Genomic DNA, 23,069 nt, shown 5'->3' with positions numbered 1-23,069 from the left:
CAGGCCCTCAGCGTAGAGGAAGGGGATCGCTACTCGACGACCAGCACGGTCTCCTCGACGCGTTCCACGCTAATGAGGTCCTCAACCGGGCCAAGCGCACGGAAGAACAAGCCGGAGATGACTGCGCCCACGAGCGGTGCGAGCCAGAACAGCCACAACTGCTCAAGCGCCCACGTGTCCGACCACAGCGCGATGCCCGTGGCGCGAGCCGGGTTGAGTGCACCGTTAGTGAACGGCACCGCGATGAGGACCAGGAAGCCCACGGTGAGGCCAATGATGATGGGAGCCGCGCCGGTGAAGTGGGTGGCACGGGCGGAGGTAACCGCGAGCACCACGGCAACCAGCAGGGCCGCGATGATCACCTCGATGATCAGACCCGCTCCCCAGTCAAACCCGGTGGGGGAGTGTTCGCCAAAGCCATTGGCGCCGCTGGACACATAGGTGCGAGCGCCGCCCTCGCCACCCGAGATCTGCGGGTGCATGGCAGACACTCCAAACAAGACGCCGCCCGCGGCAGTCGCGCCGACCAGCTGCGCCAGTAGGTAAGGGGCCACGTCGCGACCAGGGAAACGGCCAGCCACCCACGCGCCAACCGTGACAGCGGGGTTGAGGTGGGCGCCGGAGACGCCACCAAAGATCACGGCGGCGATGATGACACCGAGGGCGAAGCCGAAGGCCACCGTCAAGGTGCCGTTGTTGCCGGTCGCGAAGAACAGGGCCGTGCCGACACCCATGAACACCAAAATGAACGTGCCCACCAGCTCGGACGCCATGCGCGCGAGGAGCGTGGGTGCCGAGTTGTCTTCGATCCAGTCGTCGTGCTCCAGGTCGGACTCGGCGAGGGAGCCCGTGACGTCCGGGTCGCTCGCCGCCGCAGATGCCTTGCTTTCTTCCGTCATAGTGCAGTGCCTTTCAGTCAGTCCAGGAATGCGCCGCCCGCACTCTAGGGGCATCGTGGCACGGGTCGGCGTGTTCGTGCACGCGGCGCAACCGGTTTAGCGCCTATCTGGGGCTTTGGTGGATGCCTCGCCACTTCCCCAGGTGTTCGTCACTGCAGCGCGGAGGCGCTCGGTGACTCGGTGCATCGGCCGGATGCACACGGGCTGAAGCGCGAGCACCAGCGCTGTGCAGGCGACGTAAATGGCGAGGCTCCACCCTACGGCGTGGAGCGGCAGCCATGCCTGGCCGGCGGCGCCCGTCGTGTCCACCACGTCGCTCCACAGGACGCGCCGGATCAGGGGATTGTCGTGAATGAGGTAGACGCCGAATGAGGCCGATGCAACGGTGACGATGAGCGGGGACCGCCAGGGACGGCTGGTGGTCGCCCACGCGACCACGGCGATGGCTGGGACGGCAGTGAGCAGGGAGGACTGGGACGCGAGTTCGGTCATCACCCACCACACGTCGGCGGGGGAGCCGATGGCTACTCGCCAACTAGCAGCCAGGGCCACACCGAGCACGAGTACTCCCACGGAAACGAGTGCGGTGACAGCTAGCACACGGGGCGTCCAGGGGAGCCCGTGGCGCTTGAGGTATCCCGCGATCAAGTACAGAAAGGCAAACCATGCGAGGTCTGACATCCCGAGCGCGATTCCCGGTACCAGGGTGAGCACGCTCCACAGTACGAGGCCCCCGGCGAGGAGCCTCCCCAACTGTTGCTTGGTCAGGGCGTCGATGACGATCGTGAGATAGGGAGAGATGAGAACCAGGAGGACGAACGCCGTCACAAACCAGTACTCGCTGAAAACGACAGGGGCCACCGCCTTCGCCACGTCGCGTGAGCTGAGCGCGACGACCCCGGTGACGGCCATCAACGTGCCGATCAGCCACGAGACGGGCAACGTCTCGCTGTAGACGCGCGACAGCGCCTTCCCTCGGGCCGGCCGGTCCACCATGAACCACGCGCTGACAAGGACAAAGACGTCGACGCCCCACTTGCCAAAACTGCTGAAGACAGCCAAGAAGACGGCGGTGTTGCCGGATTCGGTGCCACCGATGACACCGCCGTGGATGGCGTAGTGGTGCGCGACGATTCCCAACATCGCGGCGATGCGGAGGGCTTCGATCTTGGCGTTGCGGTCGCGGGGCACGCCTCATGGTAGGCAGACACCCCTGGCAAAGCGCCTCAGATCCCGCGCGCGTTCCCCGCGCGCGCCCGAGTGGACTAGCCTGGGTCCGTCGTATTTGTCCCTAACAGACGTGATGAGGAACCTCAATGGCGAAGATCAAGGTCGAAGGCAAGGTCGTCGAGCTCGACGGCGATGAGATGACGAGGATCATCTGGCAGTTCATCAAGGACCGCCTAATCCACCCCTACCTGGACGTTGACCTCGAGTACTACGACCTCGGCATCCAGTCGCGCGACGCCACCGATGACCAGATCACCATCGACGCCGCGAACGCGATCAAGAAGCACAACGTTGGCGTGAAGTGCGCAACGATTACGCCGGATGAGGCCCGCGTCGAGGAGTTCGACCTCAAGAAGATGTGGGTGAGCCCCAATGGCACCATCCGCAACATCTTGGGCGGCGTCGTGTTCCGCGAGCCCATCATCATCTCCAACATTCCCCGCCTGGTGCCCGGTTGGACCAAGCCGATCATCATTGGCCGTCACGCGCACGGAGACCAGTACAAGTCGACCAACTTCAAGGTCCCCGGCCCCGGCACCGTGACCATCACGTACACGCCGCAGGACGGCTCCGCCCCCATCGAGCACGAAGTCGTGAAGATGCCCGAGGACGGCGGCGTTGTCATGGGCATGTACAACTTCAACAAGTCGATCGAGGACTTCGCCCGCGCGTCCTTCTCCTACGGCCTGCTGCGCAACTACCCCGTGTACATGTCGACCAAGAACACCATCCTCAAGGCCTACGACGGTGCCTTCAAGGACATCTTCCAGGACGTGTTCGACCGCGAGTTCAAGGCCGAGTTTGAGGCCAAGGGCCTCACCTACGAGCACCGCCTCATCGATGACATGGTGGCCTCCGCCATGAAGTGGGAGGGCGGCTACGTCTGGGCCTGCAAGAACTACGACGGCGACGTCCAGTCCGACACCGTTGCCCAGGGCTTCGGCTCGCTGGGCCTCATGACCTCCGTGCTCATGACCCCGGACGGCCAGACCGTGGAGGCCGAGGCTGCGCACGGCACCGTCACGCGTCACTACCGCCAGCACCAGGCGGGCAAGCCCACCTCGACCAACCCCATCGCGTCGATCTTCGCGTGGACCGGTGGATTGAAGCACCGCGGCAAGCTGGACAACACGCCCGAGGTCACCGGCTTCGCGGAGACGCTCGAGGACGTGGTGATCAAGTCCGTCGAGTCCGGCAAGATGACCAAGGACCTCGCCCTGCTCGTTGGACCTGACCAGGAATGGCAGACCACCGAGGCGTTCCTCGCGACCCTCGACGAGAACCTCTCGGCCCGCCTGGCCTAACCGTCCGGGCCCGCAGGCCATCCGGTCTGCGGGCCCGCTTTACTTTCCCTCGCCTCGATAAAATCCAAGGAGTCACACCGCCGTGAGCACCACACCCGTCAATGTCACCGTCACCGGCGCCGCAGGCCAGATCGGCTACGCGCTGCTGTTCCGTATCGCTTCCGGTCAGATGCTCGGAGCCGACACCCCTGTGCGCCTGCGCCTGCTGGAGATTCCTCAGGGTGTGAAGGCAGCAGAGGGCACGGCAATGGAGCTTGACGACTGCGCATTCCCGCTGCTGGACGGCATCGACATCTACGACGACGCCAAGGCTGCCTTTGACGGCGTCAACGTTGGCCTCCTCGTGGGCGCGCGTCCGCGCGGTGCGGGCATGGAGCGCGGCGACCTGCTGGCCGCCAACGGTGGGATCTTTGGCCCCCAGGGTGAGGCGATCAATGCCGGCGCAGCCGACGACGTCCGCATCCTTGTTGTGGGCAACCCGGCGAATACGAACGCCTTGATTGCCTCCGCACACGCACCTGACGTTCCCGCCGAGCGCTTCAACGCGATGATGCGCCTGGACCACAACCGTGCCCTCGCCCAGCTGGCCGCCAAGACCGGTACGTCGGTGTCCGATGTCAAGAAGGTCGCCATCTGGGGCAACCACTCTGCGAAGCAGTACCCGGACATCGCCCACGCCGAGATCGCCGGCCGCGCCGCGACCGAGGTCATTGCTGACGACGCCTGGGTCGCTGACACGTTTGTGCCCACCGTTGCCAAGCGTGGTGCCGCGATCATCGAGGCTCGAGGTGCATCCTCCGCGGCCTCCGCGGCCAACGCCGCGATCGACCACGTTCGCGACTGGGTCCACGGCACCCCCGAGGGTGACTGGACGTCCGTCGCACTGCCGTCAGACGGCTCCTACGGCGTGCCCGAGGGTCTCGTCTCCTCGTTCCCGGCCGTTTCCCGTAACGGGAAGTGGGAGATTGTTCAGGGGCTGTCGATTGCCGATGGCGCTCGGGAGAAGATTGATGCCTCGGTCGCCGAGCTTGTCGAGGAGCGCGATGCAGTGAAGGAACTGGGTTTGATTTAGGTCGCTCTGAATGTGCGTGAGGGGTTCGAGCCAGCTGGCTCGAACCCCTCACGCACATATGGGCCCTGCTTTGTGGGTCAAGGCACGAACTGCATGTTTCCCCATCCGTGTCCAAACCTCATGCTGGCACCAAAGCCACCTTTGCCATCTCCGGCGTACAGGTAGAGGTCTCCTTTGGCATCGGTTGCAAGCACGTCTACACGCCCGTCGTTGTTCCAGTCTCCTCCACTGAAGATGTTGGAGAAGCGGCCCCAGTTGGTTCCTACTCGAACGGGGTCTTGGACCGACCCATCGGGTTCGGCACTGATCAAGTAGAGGTGGCCGTCTACGCTGCTGCGGCCCAGCATGTCCGCGAACCCGTCCCGGTCCCAGTCACCAGCGAAGAACAATAGGTCGTAATCCGGGATATCCAATGCTATGCGAGGGAGCCAACTGCCTTTAGCGGTTTTGGGATAGTAGTAGTAGTCTCCCGATGACCGGTGACGTGTCACAATTCCACTTAGGCGTTGCCCGCCCCACTGGGACACCCCCACGAGCTGGTCGTAGCCTCCCCAACCTTGGCCTATGGTCCCTGAAGCCTTAAAGCCGCCGTTGCCGTCAGCGGTGTAGAGGTAGAGCAGGCCGTTGCCGTGGATCGAGACTATCTGTGGCATCGCAGTGCCGTTGAAGTTGTAGGCCGTCGACATAAGTCGCATCCCGTTCCAGCCATGCCCGATCTGCCTCCCGGTCAATCCCGAGCCGTCGGCGCGTCCGAAGTATCCGTAGAGCCTCCCATTTGAGTGGCGAGCGAGCATGTCGGACGTTCCGTCCGTATCCCAGTCGCGCTGGGCTAAGCTCACCGGCGGTACGTTTGAGGTCGATCCGAACCAATCTGTGAAGATTCGCCAGAAGTTGCGGTTGCCGTAGGACGAGCACGAATCGCCGCTTCCGTACAAATTGGCGAGCGCGGCTTTGTTGGGTTGGTAGGGCGTGTAGTTGTAAAGCCCCGCTGTTGCCTGATTGCGAATGTAGACGGCAGACGAGCCGCATGAGGACTTCGGGTGGTATAGCACCTGTTGTGTGCGACCAGCTTGGTGGGCGTAGTTACCTGGATAGTCCCGGTACCGCTGGTACTGCTTTGCGGCGAGGTAGACCTGGTTCTGGAATCCGTAGTACTCAGTGTCACACGGCGCGGTGTCAGGGCACCCGTAGCCAGTGGCGATTTGGTAGGAACGGCTCGTTGGCTGGCTGCGCCCAACCAATGACTGCTCCTTCTCGAGCAACACCAGCAAGACTTGCGGGTTGATGTCGCATGCCTGTGCCACCTTGGCGATGATGGCCGCGGAGGTCTCCTTCGTTCTACCCGTGTAAGAACTGCACTGTGAGTTCGCGCTGATCGAGCGCGTGGTCATTGTGTAGTCCTTGAGGCAGGGCTCTTGGCCGGCGACACAGTTCTTTCCCTTGGAGTTGAGAAAGGCCTGGATTTGCGTGGTTGACATCGCGGCCGCGTCGTAAAACGTGGCGTCCGAGATGATGTAGCCGGGGTCGAAGTTGCTGCCGGTAGCTGCTTGCGAGGCCGGCGTGAAGACTGCAATGACGGCGGCTGCGATGGCGATGGAGCCGAGGAAGCGTCGCCTCACGGGTTGTCTCCTGCACGTGCGGGGTCGCTCTGGATGGAGAGTTCCTGCGACTCGTAGCGGACAGTAACGGTCGACTCGCTGCTTGACGTTGGCACGGTGAGAGGTGCACACAAAGTCGATTGCGCGTCTGGGATCGCGTCGGTGGTGTGGTTGCGTATCGCTCCGTTCGACATGACGGTGAAGACGCAACGGCCGCCTTCTTCCACCACGTAGGGGATAACGGCGTTCGCTGTGAGTTGACCGTCTTCGATCCCTACGTAAGTGAGGATGGGCTCGATCTCGTTCTCTTCGACGGTCGGTTCTGGCGAGGCCTCAGTAGGAGACGTGGTTGGCGCAGGGGAGGGCGTCGGGCTCGTCGCGCTCACCGAAGGATTGGGCGACGAGCTTGCCGTTGGAGTCGTGTCGCCAGAGATCACGGGCGAGGGCACTCCGGTAGAAGGCGTGTCCGCGGTCGGTGTGGGAGAAGTCGACCAAGCGCCTGCGGCCACCGGGCTGGCACACGCAGCCAGCGGCGCACAGATAGCGAGAATTGCGATGGCGGCCTTGAAGCCGCGCGACGAAGAGCTGCGGGCAGTGCGCATCGAGACTCCGTGACGTATGTGAACAGTGTGACCACCATAAGCCACGAGTGGCCACTGCTGGAGCGTGCGGACACGGCGTGGCGAGAGCCGCTTCCAGGGTGTAGCCGGGCGCCGCAGACCGTTCTTCCCAGGCCATCGCAAAGTTCATCACGGCTAGGTAACAGTTGCCATCAAATCGATTCGACAGACTTGCGCGAAGTTCGTTAGTAACCTTTACTAACTAACTATGACGACCAAGGACGCTCAGCGGCGCTCCTCCGGTGACACGGTCCAGACAGTGGCCGACGCCGGAGCAAGCAGCGCGGCTGCACCGCAGCGCATCAAGGCGCTGGCTGGTGCTGTGCGCCCTGGCGCACGCGTCCGTCCCGAGCACGCCCGCCGTCACAACCGGGCACTGGTGCTGCAGGCCCTGTACAGGGCAGACGGCCTGAGCCGCGCGGACCTCGCCCGCGAAGTCGGCCTCACCCGCGTGACCATCTCGGACCTGGTCTCGGACTTTATCGAAGAGGACCTCGTCATCGAACTGGGCCTGCGTCCCGATGCGCGCCCAGGCAAGCCAGCCACCTTGCTCGACATCAACCGCGAAGGCTTCGCCATCGTCGGTTTGGACCTGTCGAACTACTCTGTCTTCCGCGGCGTCGTCACTGACCTCGACGGGTCCATCGTGGAGCGTGCTGAGGTTGCCGTTCGCGACATGACCGGCGAAGAAGCAGTCGGGGCCGTCTTCACTCTGCTGGACGATCTCGTTAGCCGGGCCTCCGCCCCCATCGTCGGCATCGGCATCGGCAGCCCCGGAATTGTTGACCTTGACGGCACGGTCGTCTCGGCGCCCAACTTGGGATGGACCGACGTTCCTCTCCAGCAGTTGGTGGCTGAGCGCTACGAGCTGCCGACGCAGGTCGCCAATGACGCGAACATGGCCGCCCAGGGCGAGCGCAGCTTTGGCGGCGCCAGCACCGACATGATGCTCGTGCGCATCGGTCGCGGTGTGGGTTCGGGTGTGGTCGTTGGCGGTCACCTCGTGTACGGCTCGAGTTTTGCGGCCGGTGAGATCGGCCACGTCGTGGTCGGCACCGACGGTGGCGACGAGTGCGCGTGCGGCAAGGCCGGATGCCTCGAGACCTGGCTGGCGTCGCCGCGGCTGGAAGCGGCCGCCAAGGCCGACGAGACAGCCCGGGAAGCGACGTTGCGCGAGGCAGGGGAGCGCCTGGGCATCTCGCTCGCGCCAGTCGTCGCGGCACTCAACCTCGGCGAGGTCGTTCTCGCCGGGCCCCACAATCTTCTCGCTGGACCCCTCCTGGAGGGAACCTCCGAGACGCTCCGTAGTAGGACGATGGCCGAACTCCACGGTGATCTCACACTGCGGATGACCGCACTTGGGCGCGACATCGTCGTGCTCGGAGCAGTGGTCATGGTCCTCACCGGACAACTGGGGGTTTCGTAACTACCCAGCAACCACAACGTCGTGGCCATGTAGTCACGGACGGCACACACAACAGAGAAGGAAGTAGCACAATGAAGAAGATGACTCGCGGTATCGCGGCATTCGCCGCTGCCTCGGCCGTCGTCCTCGCCGGATGCTCCTCGTCCGACGACGCTGAAACCGAAGAGAGCACCGCTCCTGAGACCTCCTCCACCGCTGGTGGCGAGGAGACCGCTGCTGCGGCTCAGGACCTCACCATGTGGTGGATGGGCCAGGAGGACGACACCACGAAGATGTTCCGTGAGTACCTCCAGGAGACCTACTCCGCCGAGAACGGTGGAGAGCTTTCCGTGGAGTACGTGGGCTGGGGCGACGCGATCTCCGCGCTGACCACCGCTCTGCCGGACTCCGCCAACACCCCCGACGTCACCGAGGTCGGCAACACCCAGGCAGCGACGTTCACCAACGTCGGTGCGTTCCTGGACATCACCGACATGTACGAAGAGCTCGGTGGCGACAGCCTCCTGCAGGGCTTCGTTGAGGCCGGTTCCGTCGGCGAGACCGTCTACGCACTGCCTTACTACTTCGGTTCGCGCTTCGCGTGGTACCGCAAGGACCTGTACGAGCAGGGTGGCGTCGAGGTTCCCACCACGCTCGCCGAGGTCACCGAGGTTCACGCTTCGCTGAAGGACCAGGACATCGCCGGCTTCTACATCGGCGGCCAGGACTGGCGCAACGGCATCTCGTGGGTCTTCGCTAACGGTGGAGACATCGCCACCTACGACGGCTCCTCCTGGACCGCAGCACTGTCCTCGCCTGAGGCCATCTCCGGTATGGAGCAGTGGCAGGAGCTGTTCGAGACCGCGGGCGTCGCCCAGGTCACGGACACCGACGAGGTCTTCAACGCCATCAACGACGAGATGCTGCAGGGCCTGCCTGCTGCCGCTCAGATGGCTCCGAACTGGGCTGGCTGCTGCATTGGCCCGCTCACCGGTGAAGACGCCGATGGCAACCCCGCTCCCGTGTGGGACGACGCAGTCAACGGCTTCTACGCACTGCCCGGTGCTGACGGTGGCGTTGCCCCCGTGTTCGCCGGTGGTTCGAACATCGCGATCTCGGCTGCCTCGCAGAACGTCGACGGTGCAAAGCAGCTCATGGGCATCATCTTCTCGGATGAGTACCAGACCCTGCTCGCTGAGAACGGCTTCGGCCCCGCGAACACCGAGTTCGGTGACATCTACGCTGGCCTGGCTCCGCAGAACGAGGTTGCCCTCGAGACCGCTGAGTCCGCGAAGCTGACCCCCGCCGCTAAGGGCTGGGCTGCGATCGAGGAGCAGCAGATCCTGGAGCAGTACTTCCAGGCAGTTGCTGAGGGTGGCGACGTCACCGCTCTCGCCGCTGAGTACGACGAAAAGATCAACCAGCTGATCAACGGCTAACACCTGCTGACGGCTTGACCGTCACACGCGTGGGGCCCGGGCTAGCGTTTCCGGCCTGGGCCCCACGTGCAGTGGGGGATCCCCGCCCCTCTTATCTCACACCTCGGCACTTCTCGAGAGGCACACCATGACTACCCCCGCGGTCGCGCCCAGCAGGCTCGACGACTCGCCGGCTTCTTCCAAGAAGCCCTTCGGCAAGCGGATTTTGCCCTACCTTCTGCTCACCCCCGCATTGCTTGCCCTGCTGGTGGGTATGGGATACCCCCTTGGGTGGCAGATCCTCAACTCTTTCCGCGAGTACGGACTCGCGCAGCAGTTCGGACAGCCCCCGGCTTGGGTGGGTCTGGACAACTACATCACTCTTCTGACGGACAGCTTCTTCTGGTCCGTCCTCATCAAGTCGGTCCTGTTCATGGCCGTCACGGCCCTGGCCACGGTGATCCTCGGCATCGGCATGGCCCTCATGATGAAGGCCGTGAGCCGCCCCGCGCGCATCACATTGCAGGTCGCGATGCTGCTGGCGTGGGCCATGCCCATCGTCGCGCAGATGACCGTGTGGAACTGGATGATCGACCAGCGCAACGGTCTGCTCAACTACACCCTGAGCTGGATCCCCGGCGTCGACATGATCGGCCACAACTGGCTGGTCAACCCGCTGTCCTTCTTCGCTGTCGCCTCCGTCATCATCACATGGGCATCCGTGCCCTTCGTGGCGCTGTCCGTGTACGCGGCGCTCACCCAGGTGTCTGGTGAAGTAAAGGAAGCCGCCGCCCTTGACGGCGCGAGCGGATGGCAGATGCTGCGTCGCATCACGCTTCCCATCATCCGCCCCATCCTTGTCATCCTGCTGCTGCTGCAGATGATCTGGGACTTGCGCGTGTACGCGCAGATTGAACTGCTGCAGGGCTTTGGCTCTGCCGGCGACAGGTACGACCTCCTGGGCACCTACATCTACGGCATGGGTGTGGGCCAGGGCCAGTTCGGCATGGCTGCCGCGGCCGCCATGTTGGTGATGATCTTCACCATTGGCCTGAGCTGGTTCTACGTGCGTGAGCTCCTCAAGGAGGACGACTGATGAACACCAAGACTTCGACCGGCAAGTGGATCGGTTCCACCGCCGCGATCCTCATCGCGCTCCTGTGGGCGTTCCCCGTGTACTGGATGGTGAACTCGTCCTTCCAGACCACCACCACCATCAACGCCCTGACGCCCACGTGGTTCCCCTTCCCGGGCGGCACCATGGCGAACTACAAGGCCGTGCTCGATCCCTCGACCGGGTTCGGGACCGCGCTGCGAATGTCGGTCATGATCACGGTGCTGTCACTAGCGGTCTGCATCGTGTTCGCGTTCCTTGCGTCCCTTGCGATCTCCCGCTTCAAGTTCCGCGGCCGCAAGTCGTTCGTGCTGGCGATCATCTTGATTCAGATGCTCCCCGCGGAGGCGATGTTCATCGCGCAGTACAAGATGATCGCTGAGCTCAATTTGCTCAACACCGTGATAGGTATCTCGATCATCTACATCGCGACGGTCATTCCGTTCACGACATGGATGCTGCGTGGCTTTGTTGCTGGCGTTCCCGCTGACCTCGAAGAGGCCGCCATGGTCGACGGCTGCACGCGCTTTGGCGCATTCATGCGCGTCACGTTCCCGCTTCTGGCCCCCGGCCTTGTGGCATCTGCGGTCTACGCCTTCATTCAGGTCTGGAATGAGTTCGCGCTGGCCTCCGTGCTGTTGACGGAGGACGCGTCGGAGACGCTGCCGCTGTGGCTGCGTGACTTCGCTCAGCCGAGCGCCTACGGCCCCATCCCGTGGGGCCAGGTCATGGCCGGTTCCGTCCTGGTCGCCATCCCCGTGATGATCTTCTTCCTCATCGTTCAGGGCCGCATGACCCAGGGAATGGTCGGCGGAGCGGTTAAGGGATGAACCCCCTTTCGGTACTCATGCCGGGCTTTCTCGGCACCGAGTTGCCGGAATGGGTGGAACGCCGCCTGCGTCAGGGGATGGGAGGCGTGTGCCTGTTCGGCACTAACGTCTCCTCTCCTGAGCAGCTCCGGGGCCTCACCGACCGGATCTACGCCGCGAACCCTCGCGCCGTGGTCGCGATCGATGAGGAAGGCGGCGACGTCTCGCGTCTGTACCAGCGCGAGGGTTCGCCGTACCCCGGATGCGCGATCCTCGGCCGGTTGGACAACCTTGAGGCCACCCGAGCGGTGGGCACTCAGGTGGGCTGGGAGCTGAGGGAGGCCGGCGTGAACCTCACGCTGGCGCCCGAGGCGGATGTCAACTCAAACGCCCATAACCCCGTGATCGGGGTGAGGGCGTTTGGGGACCATCCCGACCTCGTTGCACGGCACGCCGTTGCGTGGACGCAAGGCCTGCAGTCGACAGGGGTCGCTGCCACCGCCAAGCACTTCCCGGGTCACGGAGACACCGCGCTGGACTCCCACCACGACCTGCCGACGGTCGCAGCCTCGGCTGATGTCCTCAGGGAACGGGAACTCCCGCCCTTCGCAGCGACGATCGACGCGGGAGTGGCCGCGATCATGAGCGCACACATCATGGTGCCAGCTCTTGATCCGGACAACGCAGGAACGTTCTCGAAGCCGATCATCACGGGCCTATTGCGCGAGCAGATGGGTTTTGAGGGCGTGGTCGTCTCCGATGCGCTGAATATGGCCGGAGCGCAAGCGTACGGAGGGACGACGGGCGCGGGGGTCAAGGCGCTCGCGGCCGGAGTCGACCTGCTGTGCGTTGGCTATGGCAACACCGATGACGAGATCACCGACTTGGCGGAGGCCATTGAGCGCGCGATCTCGACAGGAGCACTGACGGCGGAGCGCGTTCGCGAGGCCGCCGGGCGCATCGGCGCCATGGTTGCCCAGTTTTCCGAGCGTGCCGAACACGCGCCCGTGCCCGAGGGTCTTAGCCGAGGGGAGACCCTCGGGCTTGGGCCGAGCGCTGTGGCGGGAGCGTTCCGGATGACGGCCGATGCTCGTGCGAAGTTGGCTGCGCGCGGCGCGGTGCAGCGGCTTCAGTGGGTTCGGCTTGAGCCTGCCGCCAACATGGCGGTGGGAGATAGTCCGTGGGGGCCGTTCGCTGACGGGGTGGAGGCCGACGCCGTTGTCACGCCTCACGCGCCGCTAGGAGATTTTGTCCCCGACCCGGATGCGTTGATGGTCGTGGTCGGCAAGGACAACCACCGTCACGCGTGGGCTCGTGCCGCGATCGACCAGGCTCGCCAGCACGGCGCGCTGGTGATCGACATGGGGTGGCCCGAACTCGACGAGCCGTACGCAGATATCGCCACCTTTGGCGCCTCGCGCCTGGTGGGACAAGCTTTGAAGGAGGTGCTCGCATGAGCGGCGTGCACATTGGCGTCGACATCGGCGGCACAAAGATCGATGCAGTCGTGGTGGATGAGAACGCGGAGGTGCTGGGTCGTCACCGCATCCCGGTGCGCCGTGGTCCGGAGGGCGTGGTGGCCGCCACCGCGGAAGCCGTCGCGACCCTCACCGCGGAGGCAGGCATCACGGTCGCGGACGCCGCGACGGTCGGTGTGGGTATTCCTGGCACCGTGACTGACGGCATTGTGCGGTATGCGCAGAACCTTGACCTCAAGGAACTCGACCTCGCGGGTGAGCTGGGGAAGCTGTGGGGGCGTGGCGTGTACGTCGAGAACGACGTATCGGCTGCGGCGATTGGTGCATGGCGCCTGGCGGCGCCGGATGCGAACTCTGTGGCCTACCTCAACCTCGGCACGGGCCTGGCGGCGGGGATTATTCTCGATGGCCGGTTGTGGCGCGGCGCGTATGGCGCTGCGGGGGAGATCGGTTACGTCAGCATCGACCCGCGTGGGCCCGTGGATGCTGAGGGCGTCCCCGGCGGCCTCGAAACGTACGCCTCCGGCTCCGGCATTGTCCGCCAGTGGGGCGTGCCGGATTCGGATGCCCGCACCATCATGGCCGCCGCAGCCAAGGGCGACCCCGCGGCGGAGGCGATCCGCGAACGGCTCTACGTCGGTGTGGCATCGGCCATCCGCGTTCTGGTGCTCGCGTATGACGTGGAACAGGTGATCGTGGGGGGCGGGCTCACGGGCCTGGGGGACACTCTCCTTGACGGCACCACAGCGGTCCTGGATGAATGGTCGGAGGCATCGTCCTTCCTCAGTTCGCTGGCGCTAGCCAAGCGAACTCGAATGCTCGAGGGCTATAAGCCCGTCGCCGCCATTGGGGCGGCAATGTTGGGAGTTGAACATGGCTGAAGTACTCATCGTTGCTGACAAGGACGCCGCTGGCGCACTCGTCGCGGACCACATCGCTGCCAAGGTGGCTGCGAACCCCGCCTACACTCTTGGCGTCGCCACCGGCTCGACGCCGCTGCCTGTCTACCGGGGCCTCGCCAACCACGCCCAGGCTGGTGTCGATTTCACCGGGATCACGTGCTTCGCGCTCGACGAGTACGTTGGCCTGCCCGCCGGGCACCCCGAGAGCTACCGGGCAGTCGTCGACCGCGAGGTCACCGAACCGCTCGGGTTAGACCCCGCGCGCGTCAATGTTCCCGACGGCTCCGCCGAGGGCGTTGAGACGGCCGGAGAGCGCTACGAAGCCGCGCTGCGCGCCCACGGCGGCGTTGACCTCCAACTGCTCGGCATCGGCACGGATGGCCACCTCGCCTTCAACGAGCCCGGATCAAGCTTCGGTTCACTCACTCGTGTCAAGACGCTGACGGAGCAGACACGCGAAGACAACGCCCGCTTCTTTGACTCGATCGACGACGTCCCGATGCACTGTGTCACTCAGGGGCTCGGCACCATCTTGCGCGCCGGTCACCTGGTCATGCTCGCGTTCGGGGAGGGCAAGGCAGACGCCGTGGCCGGGGCAGTGGAAGGCGCGCTGTCCGCAGCGATGCCCGGCTCTGCGATCCAACTCCACCCGCACGCGACCGTGGTCATTGATGAGGCCGCCGCGTCGAAGCTGAAGTTCGTCGACTACTACCGTCACGCGCAGCGCAATAAGCCCGACTGGCAGGGCATCTAAGGCCGCACAAGGAGGCTCGTCATGGCTCAGTTGACCGACATCCACTGCCACGGTGGCGGGGGCTTCGCCTTTGGTGAATCCGTCGACGCGACCCTGGCAGCCGCGAAAGCTCACCGGGACGCAGGCACGAGCGCCATGGTTGCGTCGCTGGTGTCGCTCACCATCCCGGAGATCGTCACGGCGATAGGTGTGGTGCGTGACGCGATGGCTGAGGACGAGTCAATCCTTGGACTCCACCTCGAGGGGCCGTTCCTGGCGCTCGAACGCAAGGGCGCACACAAGCCCGCGAACCTCATCGATCCCTCGAAGGACGTCGTCGACGAACTGCTTGAGGCCGCCGACGGGGCGATCCGCCAGATCACGATGGACCCCGCCCGCGAAGGAGCGCTCGAGGCGATCGAGCGTTTTGCGGCCGAGGGTGTCATTGTCGCCGTGGGGCACACCGAGGCCACCGCGGCGCTGTCGCGCGAAGCGTTCGACGCGGGCGCCACGCTCATCACGCACGGTTTCAACGCGATGAGGGGCATTATCGGCCGCGAAATTGGTCCCGTAGGCGCGGCCCTTGACGACGAGCGCGTCTTCATCGAACTCATCGCCGACGGTATCCACGTCGATCCCGCACTCATCGCCACTGTCTTCCGCGCGGCGCCCGGCCGCGTGGTGCTGGTGACGGACGCGATGGCTGCGGCTGCCGCTGCCGAGGGCGACTACATGCTCGGCGAGCTTGAGGTCGAGGTCAAGGACCGCAAGGCGGTACTGAAAGGCACGGACACTATCGCCGGCTCTACGCTCACGATGGCACGCGCCGTCGAGGTGTGTGTCGAGGCCGGCGTGCCCGAGGCAGACGCGCTGGCAGCGGCGTCGACCACCCCGCGTGCGCTCCTGGGCCTGGCATAGCGGCGCCGGTGACGTCCCTGGACCTAGGTGACACGCCGGTAAACTCGACCCATGCCTGAACCCGAGACGCCCGACTTTGGCGTCGTCATCCTCACTATGGGGAAGCGACGCAAGCGTTTAGGACGTGCCATAGCTTCAGTGCTGAGGCAACGGGACGTCTCTACGGACGTGCTTGTCGTGGGCAATGGCTGGGACCCTTCGGTCCACATCCAGTTCCCATCGGTAAGAACCCTCGCTCTCCGGCATAACATCGGGATTCCCGCTGGAAGAAATGCAGGTGTCGACAAGGTAGAGGGACGTTTGCTGTTTTTCCTCGACGACGACGCTGAACTTGCAAGCGATACGGTGTTGCGCGATATAAGACGCCGGATGAACGAGTTTCCCGACTACGGCGCGGTCCAAGGCCGAGTCTCGGATCGGAAGGGTAAAGAAGCGCCGACTCGATGGGTCCCGCGCATTGGCGGGCGGGTCCCAGACCACCCCATGAATGCGTTCTCGCTCTGGGAGGGTGCTGTGGCGGTGCGCAGGTCAGTGTTTTTGAGCGCGGGTGGTTGGCCAGCAGACTACTTTTACGCGCACGAAGGTATAGAACTCGCGTGGCGAGTCTGGGAACAGCGAATGCAGGTCGTCTACGACCCGGACTTACCGATCTACCACCCAGTGAAGCCGCCGACGCGCCATGATCAGTACTACCAGCTTTCGGCACGCAACCGGGTGTGGTGCGCTCGGCGCAACCTGCCAGCTCCGCTGTCGGTGGTGTACGCAACTAACTGGGCCATTATCCAGGTAGCGAGGTCATGGCGACATCCGTCCACCCTGAAGCCGTGGTTTGAAGGCTGGTGGGCCGGCTGGCGGGAGTGCCCGCGCGACCAGCCCAAGATGGGGTGGAAGAGCGTGTGGTTCATCGCCCGCAACGGGCGTCTGCTTGTGCTGTAGCGCTACTTGAAAACGATGGTCCGGTGGCCATCGAGCAGCACGCGGTGCTCCGCGTGCCAGCGGACGGCGCGAGCGAGCGCGCGGCGCTCCACGTCGGCCCCCACGGCAGTGAGCGACTCAGGCGTATGGGTGTGATCGACCCGCTCGATTTCCTGCTCGATGATGGGACCCTCGTCCAGGTCACTCGTCACATAGTGGGCCGTGGCGCCAATGAGCTTAACGCCACGGTCGTGGGCTTGGAAGTACGGTCGCGCGCCCTTGAATGACGGCAGGAACGAGTGGTGAATGTTGATCGCTCGCCCTCGTAGTGCCTCCGACAGGGACGGCGACAGGATTTGCATGTAGCGCGCGAGGACCACGAGTTCCACATCGAGCTCTGACACAAGGTCGAGCAGCGCGGCTTCGGCAGCCGGCTTGGTGTCAGCGGTGACCGGGATGTGGGTGAACGGCTTGCCGTAGAAGCCCGCGAGGTCCGCGAGCGTGGTGTGGTTGCCGGTCACGCCCACAATGTCGATGGGAAGCGTGCCGGCGCGCTCGCGGAACAGCAAGTCGTTGGCGCAGTGAGCCGACTTCGAGACCATCACGAGCGTGCGCATGCGGCGGCCCGCACGGTCGAGCTTCCACGACATCGAGAACCGCTCCGCCAGCCCGGCGACGGCGGAGCGCAGCGCGTCCTCGTCAGCCGCCGTGGTGACCTCGACGCGCATGAAGAACAACCCGGTGTCGGGGTCTCCGAACTGCTGCGACTCGGTGATGTTGCCACCGTGCTCGGCCAGAAGTCCAGAGACGGCGTGGACAATGCCCGGCTGGTCCGGGCAGGACAGCGCCAGCACAAAGCGGGTGTCGGAGGCAGTCATGGATGTAAGGGTAGCGAGGCTACTGGGCGGTCAGGCGCGAGGAGGTCCACACGGCCGCGATGTGGCCGGCGATGACGAACGGCGTCACGACGACCATCGCGAGCAGTACCCAGCCGGCAAAACCAGCGATCCACACGGACAGCACAAGAGCGACAAAGTACACGTGTGACTGTTCCACCGAGTGGTACAGCCGGTGCAGCGGCACAAGGCGCGCGGCGCGGCGTGCGGTGGCGACCAGCCCCGGCTTGGGTGCGTGAGCCGCCTTGGTGTCGGGGAGTTTCCCCAGCCCGGCATAGGCGCGAGACACGGCGACGGCGTCGTTCACTGACTTGTTGATGAGCACCAGCAGCCCGAGCACCGCGCCGCCTGCCACGCCCTTCCAGACGTCTTCTGTGCCCAGCCCCAAGCCGATGCCAAAGCACAGCGGCATGAGCGACTCCGTAGTGGTGTGGGCGATGCGGTCCAGGAAGATGCCGCGCGGCGACATGGTGCGCCGCCACCGGGCAACCTCGCCGTCGGCGGCGTCGATCAGCATCTGCCCATGCGCGAAGAGCACCGCGAGGAGTGCTCCCCACCAGGCCCCGGCAAGCAGAGACGCCGCAGCGGCCCAGCCACACAGGATCATGACCACGGAAACGGCGTTGGCACTGAGGCCCAAGCGGATGGCGGTCGTCGAGACGTAGGGGGAGAGGTGACGCCACCACACGTCCGCAGACCAGTGCTCGGCGTTGGCGCGGGTGCGGATGTGCTCTGGCTGGCCATCGCGCTTGACGTCGGCCACGGTGGGGTGTTGGCGTCCCAGGCGGGGCTCGAGGGTCTCGTCGGTCATGCGCCCAGGGTAGTCGGCACGCGCCCGTGGCCACGCTTGTGGCGAACAGCGCGGTACGCGCGAGCGCGTCGGGCCTGACCAGTGGGCGCGGACATGCCACGATAAGACCATGACCGAGTCAGACAACGTGCGGATAGATGTTTTGGGTGAGGCCCACGCGGGCGAACTGCTGACGGTGCGGCGCGCCGCCTTCGTCACCGAGGCCCAGCTCTACAACGACCCCAACATCCCCGCGCTCACCCAGACCCTCGAAGAGCTCATCGTGGACCTTGAGTCCGATGACGTCGTGACACTGGGGGCGTGGGCCGGACACCGTCTGATCGGCTCGATTCGCGTGGGCCTCGAGGGTGACAAGGCGACCATTGGCCGTCTCGCCGTGGCGCCTGACCTGCAGGGCCAGGGCATCGGTACCCAGCTGCTGTTTTCGGTACTCGGCTACCTGCCGGACTCGACCCGCGAAGTGTGGGTGTTCACGGGGCAAAACTCCAAGCACAACATCGCGATGTACAACAAGGCCGGCTACGAGCACCAGTTTGATCAGGTCAACGGTGACCTCACCTACGCGTACCTGCGCAAGGTTCTGGAGTCCGGTGCGATCGTCGACGACGACGCCGACTCCAACGCGGTCCGCGGAGACAACTGAGTCGCTGTCTCAGACGCCTCGCCAGACAATAGTCAGGTGACGTCCCCCACGCCTACGCCCGCGCCTCGCTCGACCACCAGGCGCGATGCTCCCATCGACGCCCTTGCTGGCGTGCTCATCATGTTGGTCGTCTTTGGCCACGCCATCGAACCGCTCAGCGGCCAGTACGCGGAGACGCTCGCGCAGTGGATCTTCATGTTCCACATGCCAGCGTTCGTTTTTGTCTCCGGATATGTGACGCGCTACTCCACCCGGTGGGCCCCGGGCCGCACAGTGGCGAAGTTGGCCTTTCCCTACGCGGTGTTCACGGTGATCCACGCGGCGCTCACATCGGCGCTGACAGGCGACGCGTTCTCCGCCAGTTTCCTCACGCCCTCGTGGACCCTGTGGTACCTGGTGGCGCTCGCGGCATGGCGGCTGAGCGCGCCGCTGTTGCGCAGTTCGTGGTGGGTTGTGCCAGGTCTCGCGCTCGCGGGCGTCCTGCTCGGCACCGTCGCAGGGGTGGGGCGCGAACTGTCGCTCGAGCGGATTATCTGCTTTGCGCCGTTCTTCGCGGCAGGACTGCTGTGGGAGGACCGGTGGTGGCAACGGCTGCGCACAGGGCCGATGCGCCTGGCCGCAGTCACGCTCCTCGGGTTGGCGTTGGTGTGGAGTTGGTTGAGCGAAGAGACCGTCATCCGCTCCATCTTCTTTATGTCGGAGAGCTACGAGGACATTGGTCAATACAACGCGGAAGGCATGCTTCAACGCGGGGGAGTGCTCGTCGCCGGCGCGGTCTTGACGCTCGCCGTGCTGTCGCTGAGCGGCGGCACCAACCGGATCCTCGCGTCCATCGGCGCCGCAACCCTGCCCGTGTACCTGCTGCACCCCTTGGTGCTGTACCCCGCGCACCTGGACGACTACCGCATCGGCTGGTCAGAATCAGTGATGATCGTCGTGCTCATTGCGTTCTCCGTGGTGTTCTCGTGGGCCGCCTCCCGACCGATCGTCGTGAAGGCCACGCGCCCGCTGATGGACTACGCCTTCTGGAAGGAACTCGTGAGGCGCTGACGGGGTGCACGTCGCGTATGCGCGTTGCTAGACTTGCGCGCGTCGCGACTGGCGCAGTGGGACACCACGAGGGAGCGGCGACTTGCTGATGAGGACTGTTGGTCGTACGCCTGGGCCAAGGTCACCGGACAACCGGCGGCCCCGTGCCGCGCACAGGAGGACACCCAGATGAGTACCGACTCCAGCGCCACCGCAGAGGTCATGAACGCGACCCTGCAGGACTTTGACCCCGAGATCGCGCAGGTGCTTGACCGCGAACTCGACCGTCAGCGCACCTACCTCGAGATGATCGCCTCGGAGAACTTCGTTCCCCGTTCCGTGCTGCAGGCTCAGGGCTCCGTCCTGACCAACAAGTACGCGGAGGGCTACCCGGGACGCCGCTACTACGGTGGCTGCGAAGAGGTTGATGTTGCCGAGAACATCGCCCGCGACCGCGCCAAGAGCCTCTTTGGCGCCGAGTACGCGAACGTGCAGCCCCACTCGGGTGCCACGGCCAACGCCGCCGTGCTGCACGCGCTGATCAACGCCGGCGACAAGATCATGGGTCTGTCCCTGCCCCACGGTGGTCACCTGACCCACGGCATGAAGCTCAACTTCTCCGGCAAGCTCTACGAGGTCGCGGCGTACGGCCTGGACGAGCAGACGCACCGCATCGAGATGGAGCAGGTGCGCGAGCAGGCACTCGCCGAGCGTCCCGACGTCATCATCGCGGGTTGGTCCGCCTACCCCCGGCACATCGACTTCGAAGCATTCCGCTCCATCGCGGATGAGGTGGGCGCCAAGCTGTGGACGGACATGGCGCACTTCGCGGGCCTGGTGGCCGCGGGGCTGCACCCGTCGCCCGTGCCGCACTCGGACGTGGTGTCCACGACCATCCACAAGACCATTGGCGGACCGCGCTCCGGCATGATCCTCGCGCGCGACACCGAGTACGCGAAGAAGCTCAACTCCGCGGTGTTCCCCGGCCAGCAGGGCGGACCGCTCATGCACGTGATCGCCGCCAAGGCCACTGCACTCAAGGCCGCCGCCGGCGAGGAGTTCAAGGCTCGCCAGGAGCGTGTGCTTGAGGGCGCCCGCATCATCGCCGACCGCCTGGTCCAGCCCGACGCCATTGAAGCCGGCCTCAACGTCGTCACGGGCGGCACCGACGTCCACTTGGTGCTCGTCGACCTACGCAACTCCGAGCTCACCGGCCAGGATGGCGAAGACCTGCTGCACCAGGTCGGCATCACTGTGAACCGCAACGCCGTGCCGTTCGACCCCCGCCCGCCCATGGTCACCTCCGGCCTGCGCGTGGGCACGCCCGCACTCGCGTCGCGTGGTTTTGGTGCAGAAGAGTTCACCGAGGTTGCGGAGATCATCGCCACGGCGCTCAAGGGCGGCGCGGACATCGACGCGCTGCGTGCCCGCGTCAAGAAGCTCGCGGACGACTTCCCGCTGTACCCGGGTCTGTCGCAGTAATGGCCCCGCAGAAGCTCGACGGTAAGGCCACCGCGGCCGCAATCAAGTCTGAGCTCGCTGAGCGCGTCGCGGTCCTCACGGACCGCGGCGTGACTCCCGGCTTGGGTACGCTCCTGGTGGGCGAGGACCCCGGTTCCACCTGGTACGTCGCGGGCAAGCACCGCGACTGTACCGAGGTAGGTATCGCGTCAATTCGCGAGGACCTGCCCGCGACGGCTACCCAGGAAGAGATCGAGGCTGCGGTCACCCGCCTCAATGAGGACCCCGAGTGCACGGGCTTCATTGTGCAATTGCCTCTGCCGGCCGGGATCGACACCAACCGTGTGCTTGAACTGATCGACCCCGACAAGGATGCGGACGGACTGCACCCCACCAACCTGGGCCGGCTTGTGCTGCGCACCGCAGAACCGGTGGAATCCAGCCTCCCATGCACTCCCAAGGGGATCATCGAGCTTATTGAGCGCCACGGGGTGGACCTGCGCGGTAAGCACGTGGTCGTCGTGGGCCGCGGTACCACGGTGGGCCGCAGCATCGGCCTGCTGCTCACCCGCAAGGACGTGAACGCGACGGTCACCCTGTGCCACACCGGAACCCAGGATCTGGCCTCGCACACACGCGCCGCTGACGTGATCGTTGCCGCCGCCGGAGTGCCGGACATCATTAGGGCGGACATGGTCAAAGACGGGGCTGTGATGATCGACGTCGGTGTGTCGCGCGTGACGGACCCAGAGACGGGCAAGTCCAAGGTGGCCGGGGACATCTCGGCCGATGCCGTGGCAAAGTCCGCGTGGTACTCACCCAACCCTGGTGGAGTAGGACCCATGACGCGGGCCATGCTGCTGGCCAACGTCGTCGAAGCATGTGAGAGGAAGGCGGGCATTCGCTGATGCGCATCGTCTCGGTCAACGTCAACGGAGTTCGCGCGGCCATGCGCAAGGGCATGGGCGAGTGGCTGGATCAGGTCCAGGCGGACGTAGTGTGCCTGCAAGAGGTGCGCGCGCCCCAGGACTTGGTTGCGGGCCAGCTGGGGGAGACCTGGCACGTGGCCGATCACATCAGCGAGCAGAAGGGGCGCAACGGCGTCGCGATCCTGTCCCGCGAACCCCTGTCCGATGTGTACGCGGGGTCGGAAGCGCTCGGCGACGCCGCCGCGGCGGCGACCCACACGGGCCGCTGGGTCGAGGCGACCGTGCAGTCGCCGGCCGGTCCTGTGCGCGTCGTGTCCGTGTACGTCCATTCCGGCAGCGTCGAGAAGCCAGAGTCGATGGTCGACAAGTACGCCTTCCTCGACATGATGACGGCGCGCCTCGATGCGCTTTCCGACGAGTACGAGCGCGTGGTCGTGATGGGCGACATCAACATCGCCCACGGCAACAACGACATCAAGAACTGGAAGGGCAACTTGAAGTCCGCCGGTTTCTTGCCGGAGGAGCGCGCCTACGTATCGCGCTGGATCGAGGCCGGCTGGGTCGACGTCCACCGTGTTCACGCGGGCGACCGGCCCGGTCCCTACACCTGGTGGTCCATGCGAGGGAAGGCGTTTGACAACGACGCCGGGTGGCGCATCGACTACCAGTTGGCGACGTCCGCGCTCGCGACCGCCGTCACGGACGTGCGGGTGGACCGCGCGGCAGACTACGCGTCGCGCTGGTCCGACCACGCCCCGCTCGTGGTCGACTACGCCCTCTAACCCCCCCCGTTTTTCGCCAAATGGCTCCATTTCGCTGTTTTAGTTCGCTATAACAGCCAAATGGAGCCATTTGGCGTGGGGGCAGGGGGCGTGAGGTTCGCGA

At 65.1% G+C, this 23,069-nt stretch carries 22 protein-coding genes and 1 riboswitch; of the genes, 17 read left to right on the top strand and 5 right to left on the bottom strand.

Annotated elements, in window-relative coordinates; genetic code table 11:
- Positions 1 to 29: 29 nt before the first annotated feature.
- Both AOP75_RS02885 and AOP75_RS02880 read right to left on the bottom strand, forming a co-directional pair.
- A complete protein-coding gene (locus tag AOP75_RS02885; RefSeq protein ID WP_062076848.1) occupies positions 30 to 899 on the bottom strand; it encodes an aquaporin in 870 nt (289 codons plus the stop codon).
- A gap of 96 nt (positions 900 to 995) precedes the next feature.
- The gene (locus AOP75_RS02880) at positions 996 to 2,090 is read right to left on the bottom strand and encodes an acyltransferase family protein (RefSeq protein WP_062076847.1); all 1,095 of its coding nucleotides are present in this window, start codon (positions 2,088 to 2,090) and stop codon (positions 996 to 998) included.
- A gap of 125 nt (positions 2,091 to 2,215) precedes the next feature.
- Between AOP75_RS02880 and AOP75_RS02875 the strand changes: the two genes are divergently transcribed.
- Together AOP75_RS02875 and AOP75_RS02870 are read left to right on the top strand one after the other, a co-directional pair.
- Positions 2,216 to 3,433: an NADP-dependent isocitrate dehydrogenase gene (locus tag AOP75_RS02875; protein ID WP_062076846.1), complete on the top strand. Its 1,218-nt coding sequence runs from the start codon at positions 2,216 to 2,218 to the stop codon at positions 3,431 to 3,433.
- An 82-nt stretch (positions 3,434 to 3,515) separates the two neighbouring features.
- Positions 3,516 to 4,505, top strand: coding sequence for a malate dehydrogenase (locus AOP75_RS02870; RefSeq protein ID WP_062076845.1), 990 nt, complete (start codon positions 3,516 to 3,518; stop codon positions 4,503 to 4,505).
- 77 nt (positions 4,506 to 4,582) lie between these two features.
- On the opposite strand, the gene AOP75_RS02865 is transcribed toward AOP75_RS02870, so the two are convergent.
- Entirely contained in the window at positions 4,583 to 6,124 is a 1,542-nt protein-coding gene (locus AOP75_RS02865; protein ID WP_062076844.1) for a LasA N-terminal domain-containing protein, read from the bottom strand.
- Between the two features lie 261 nt (positions 6,125 to 6,385).
- On the opposite strand from AOP75_RS02865, the gene AOP75_RS02860 reads away from it, so the two are divergent.
- The 10 genes from AOP75_RS02860 (at position 6,386) to AOP75_RS02815 (ending at position 16,436) form a co-directional block, all read left to right on the top strand.
- Positions 6,386 to 6,718 (top strand): hypothetical protein, encoded by a 333-nt coding sequence (locus tag AOP75_RS02860; RefSeq protein ID WP_152649922.1) that lies wholly within the window; start codon positions 6,386 to 6,388, stop codon positions 6,716 to 6,718.
- A 213-nt stretch (positions 6,719 to 6,931) separates the two neighbouring features.
- Positions 6,932 to 8,149 carry an ROK family protein gene (locus AOP75_RS02855; RefSeq protein ID WP_083966646.1) on the top strand — a complete coding sequence of 406 codons (1,218 nt, stop codon included), beginning with the start codon at positions 6,932 to 6,934 and terminating at the stop codon, positions 8,147 to 8,149.
- Between the two features lie 71 nt (positions 8,150 to 8,220).
- On the top strand, positions 8,221 to 9,567 hold the full coding sequence (locus AOP75_RS02850; protein ID WP_062076842.1) for an extracellular solute-binding protein: 1,347 nt from the start codon (positions 8,221 to 8,223) through the stop codon (positions 9,565 to 9,567).
- A 127-nt stretch (positions 9,568 to 9,694) separates the two neighbouring features.
- On the top strand, positions 9,695 to 10,642 hold the full coding sequence (locus tag AOP75_RS02845) for a carbohydrate ABC transporter permease (RefSeq protein ID WP_062076841.1): 948 nt from the start codon (positions 9,695 to 9,697) through the stop codon (positions 10,640 to 10,642).
- Entirely contained in the window at positions 10,642 to 11,490 is an 849-nt protein-coding gene (locus AOP75_RS02840; RefSeq protein ID WP_062076840.1) for a carbohydrate ABC transporter permease, read from the top strand. Before AOP75_RS02845 ends, AOP75_RS02840 begins: the two co-directional genes overlap by 1 nt.
- Positions 11,487 to 12,926, top strand: coding sequence for a beta-N-acetylhexosaminidase (gene nagZ / locus AOP75_RS02835; protein WP_062076839.1), 1,440 nt, complete (start codon positions 11,487 to 11,489; stop codon positions 12,924 to 12,926). The genes AOP75_RS02840 and nagZ overlap by 4 nt, the downstream gene beginning before the upstream one ends.
- Positions 12,923 to 13,828: an ROK family protein gene (locus tag AOP75_RS02830; RefSeq protein ID WP_062076838.1), complete on the top strand. Its 906-nt coding sequence runs from the start codon at positions 12,923 to 12,925 to the stop codon at positions 13,826 to 13,828. The genes nagZ and AOP75_RS02830 overlap by 4 nt, the downstream gene beginning before the upstream one ends.
- Entirely contained in the window at positions 13,821 to 14,603 is a 783-nt protein-coding gene (locus tag AOP75_RS02825) for a glucosamine-6-phosphate deaminase (protein WP_062076837.1), read from the top strand. The genes AOP75_RS02830 and AOP75_RS02825 overlap by 8 nt, the downstream gene beginning before the upstream one ends.
- A 21-nt stretch (positions 14,604 to 14,624) precedes the next feature.
- A complete protein-coding gene (nagA, locus tag AOP75_RS02820) occupies positions 14,625 to 15,500 on the top strand; it encodes an N-acetylglucosamine-6-phosphate deacetylase (protein ID WP_062076836.1) in 876 nt (291 codons plus the stop codon).
- A gap of 51 nt (positions 15,501 to 15,551) precedes the next feature.
- Positions 15,552 to 16,436: a glycosyltransferase family 2 protein gene (locus AOP75_RS02815; protein ID WP_062076835.1), complete on the top strand. Its 885-nt coding sequence runs from the start codon at positions 15,552 to 15,554 to the stop codon at positions 16,434 to 16,436.
- Positions 16,437 to 16,438: 2 nt separating this feature from the next.
- On the opposite strand, the gene purU is transcribed toward AOP75_RS02815, so the two are convergent.
- Positions 16,439 to 17,293: a formyltetrahydrofolate deformylase gene (gene purU / locus AOP75_RS02810; protein ID WP_062076834.1), complete on the bottom strand. Its 855-nt coding sequence runs from the start codon at positions 17,291 to 17,293 to the stop codon at positions 16,439 to 16,441.
- A 19-nt stretch (positions 17,294 to 17,312) separates the two neighbouring features.
- Positions 17,313 to 18,122 (bottom strand): CDP-alcohol phosphatidyltransferase family protein, encoded by an 810-nt coding sequence (locus AOP75_RS02805; RefSeq protein WP_062076833.1) that lies wholly within the window; start codon positions 18,120 to 18,122, stop codon positions 17,313 to 17,315.
- A 109-nt stretch (positions 18,123 to 18,231) separates the two neighbouring features.
- Here AOP75_RS02805 and AOP75_RS02800 point away from each other — a divergent pair, with 109 nt between their 5' ends.
- The 5 genes from AOP75_RS02800 to AOP75_RS02780 all read left to right on the top strand — a co-directional run bounded on the left by AOP75_RS02800 (position 18,232) and on the right by AOP75_RS02780 (position 22,966).
- Positions 18,232 to 18,765, top strand: a complete 534-nt coding sequence (locus tag AOP75_RS02800) for a GNAT family N-acetyltransferase (RefSeq protein ID WP_062076832.1) — start codon at positions 18,232 to 18,234, stop codon at positions 18,763 to 18,765.
- Positions 18,766 to 18,801: 36 nt separating this feature from the next.
- Positions 18,802 to 19,815, top strand: a complete 1,014-nt coding sequence (locus tag AOP75_RS02795) for an acyltransferase family protein (RefSeq protein ID WP_062076831.1) — start codon at positions 18,802 to 18,804, stop codon at positions 19,813 to 19,815.
- Between the two features lie 34 nt (positions 19,816 to 19,849).
- Positions 19,850 to 19,938: riboswitch (ZMP/ZTP riboswitch) on the top strand.
- 45 nt (positions 19,939 to 19,983) lie between these two features.
- The gene (gene glyA / locus AOP75_RS02790; protein ID WP_062076830.1) at positions 19,984 to 21,276 is read left to right on the top strand and encodes a serine hydroxymethyltransferase; all 1,293 of its coding nucleotides are present in this window, start codon (positions 19,984 to 19,986) and stop codon (positions 21,274 to 21,276) included.
- Positions 21,276 to 22,163, top strand: a complete 888-nt coding sequence (locus AOP75_RS02785) for a bifunctional methylenetetrahydrofolate dehydrogenase/methenyltetrahydrofolate cyclohydrolase (RefSeq protein WP_062076829.1) — start codon at positions 21,276 to 21,278, stop codon at positions 22,161 to 22,163. Before glyA ends, AOP75_RS02785 begins: the two co-directional genes overlap by 1 nt.
- Positions 22,163 to 22,966, top strand: coding sequence for an exodeoxyribonuclease III (locus AOP75_RS02780; protein WP_062076828.1), 804 nt, complete (start codon positions 22,163 to 22,165; stop codon positions 22,964 to 22,966). The genes AOP75_RS02785 and AOP75_RS02780 overlap by 1 nt, the downstream gene beginning before the upstream one ends.
- Positions 22,967 to 23,069: the final 103 nt, after the last annotated feature.

It is taken from the genome of Demequina globuliformis (assembly GCF_000975155.1).
GTDB lineage: Bacteria > Actinomycetota > Actinomycetes > Actinomycetales > Demequinaceae > Demequina > Demequina globuliformis.
This window is presented reverse-complemented; position numbering and strand designations above follow the sequence as displayed.

Bases quoted from the DNA above. Each gene is read 5' to 3' on its own strand.
- AOP75_RS02780 (WP_062076828.1), top strand. From the start codon at position 22,163: ATGCGCATCGTCTCGGTCAACGTCAACGGAGTTCGCGCGGCCATGCGC.
- purU (WP_062076834.1), bottom strand. From the start codon at position 17,293: ATGACTGCCTCCGACACCCGCTTTGTGCTGGCGCTGTCCTGCCCGGAC.
- AOP75_RS02885 (WP_062076848.1), bottom strand. From the start codon at position 899: ATGACGGAAGAAAGCAAGGCATCTGCGGCGGCGAGCGACCCGGACGTC.
- AOP75_RS02825 (WP_062076837.1), top strand. From the start codon at position 13,821: ATGGCTGAAGTACTCATCGTTGCTGACAAGGACGCCGCTGGCGCACTC.
- nagZ (WP_062076839.1), top strand. From the start codon at position 11,487: ATGAACCCCCTTTCGGTACTCATGCCGGGCTTTCTCGGCACCGAGTTG.
- AOP75_RS02855 (WP_083966646.1), top strand. From the start codon at position 6,932: ATGACGACCAAGGACGCTCAGCGGCGCTCCTCCGGTGACACGGTCCAG.
- nagA (WP_062076836.1), top strand. From the start codon at position 14,625: ATGGCTCAGTTGACCGACATCCACTGCCACGGTGGCGGGGGCTTCGCC.
- AOP75_RS02800 (WP_062076832.1), top strand. From the start codon at position 18,232: ATGACCGAGTCAGACAACGTGCGGATAGATGTTTTGGGTGAGGCCCAC.
- AOP75_RS02845 (WP_062076841.1), top strand. From the start codon at position 9,695: ATGACTACCCCCGCGGTCGCGCCCAGCAGGCTCGACGACTCGCCGGCT.
- AOP75_RS02785 (WP_062076829.1), top strand. From the start codon at position 21,276: ATGGCCCCGCAGAAGCTCGACGGTAAGGCCACCGCGGCCGCAATCAAG.
- glyA (WP_062076830.1), top strand. From the start codon at position 19,984: ATGAGTACCGACTCCAGCGCCACCGCAGAGGTCATGAACGCGACCCTG.
- AOP75_RS02875 (WP_062076846.1), top strand. From the start codon at position 2,216: ATGGCGAAGATCAAGGTCGAAGGCAAGGTCGTCGAGCTCGACGGCGAT.
- AOP75_RS02850 (WP_062076842.1), top strand. From the start codon at position 8,221: ATGAAGAAGATGACTCGCGGTATCGCGGCATTCGCCGCTGCCTCGGCC.
- AOP75_RS02805 (WP_062076833.1), bottom strand. From the start codon at position 18,122: ATGACCGACGAGACCCTCGAGCCCCGCCTGGGACGCCAACACCCCACC.
- AOP75_RS02815 (WP_062076835.1), top strand. From the start codon at position 15,552: ATGCCTGAACCCGAGACGCCCGACTTTGGCGTCGTCATCCTCACTATG.
- AOP75_RS02840 (WP_062076840.1), top strand. From the start codon at position 10,642: ATGAACACCAAGACTTCGACCGGCAAGTGGATCGGTTCCACCGCCGCG.
- AOP75_RS02830 (WP_062076838.1), top strand. From the start codon at position 12,923: ATGAGCGGCGTGCACATTGGCGTCGACATCGGCGGCACAAAGATCGAT.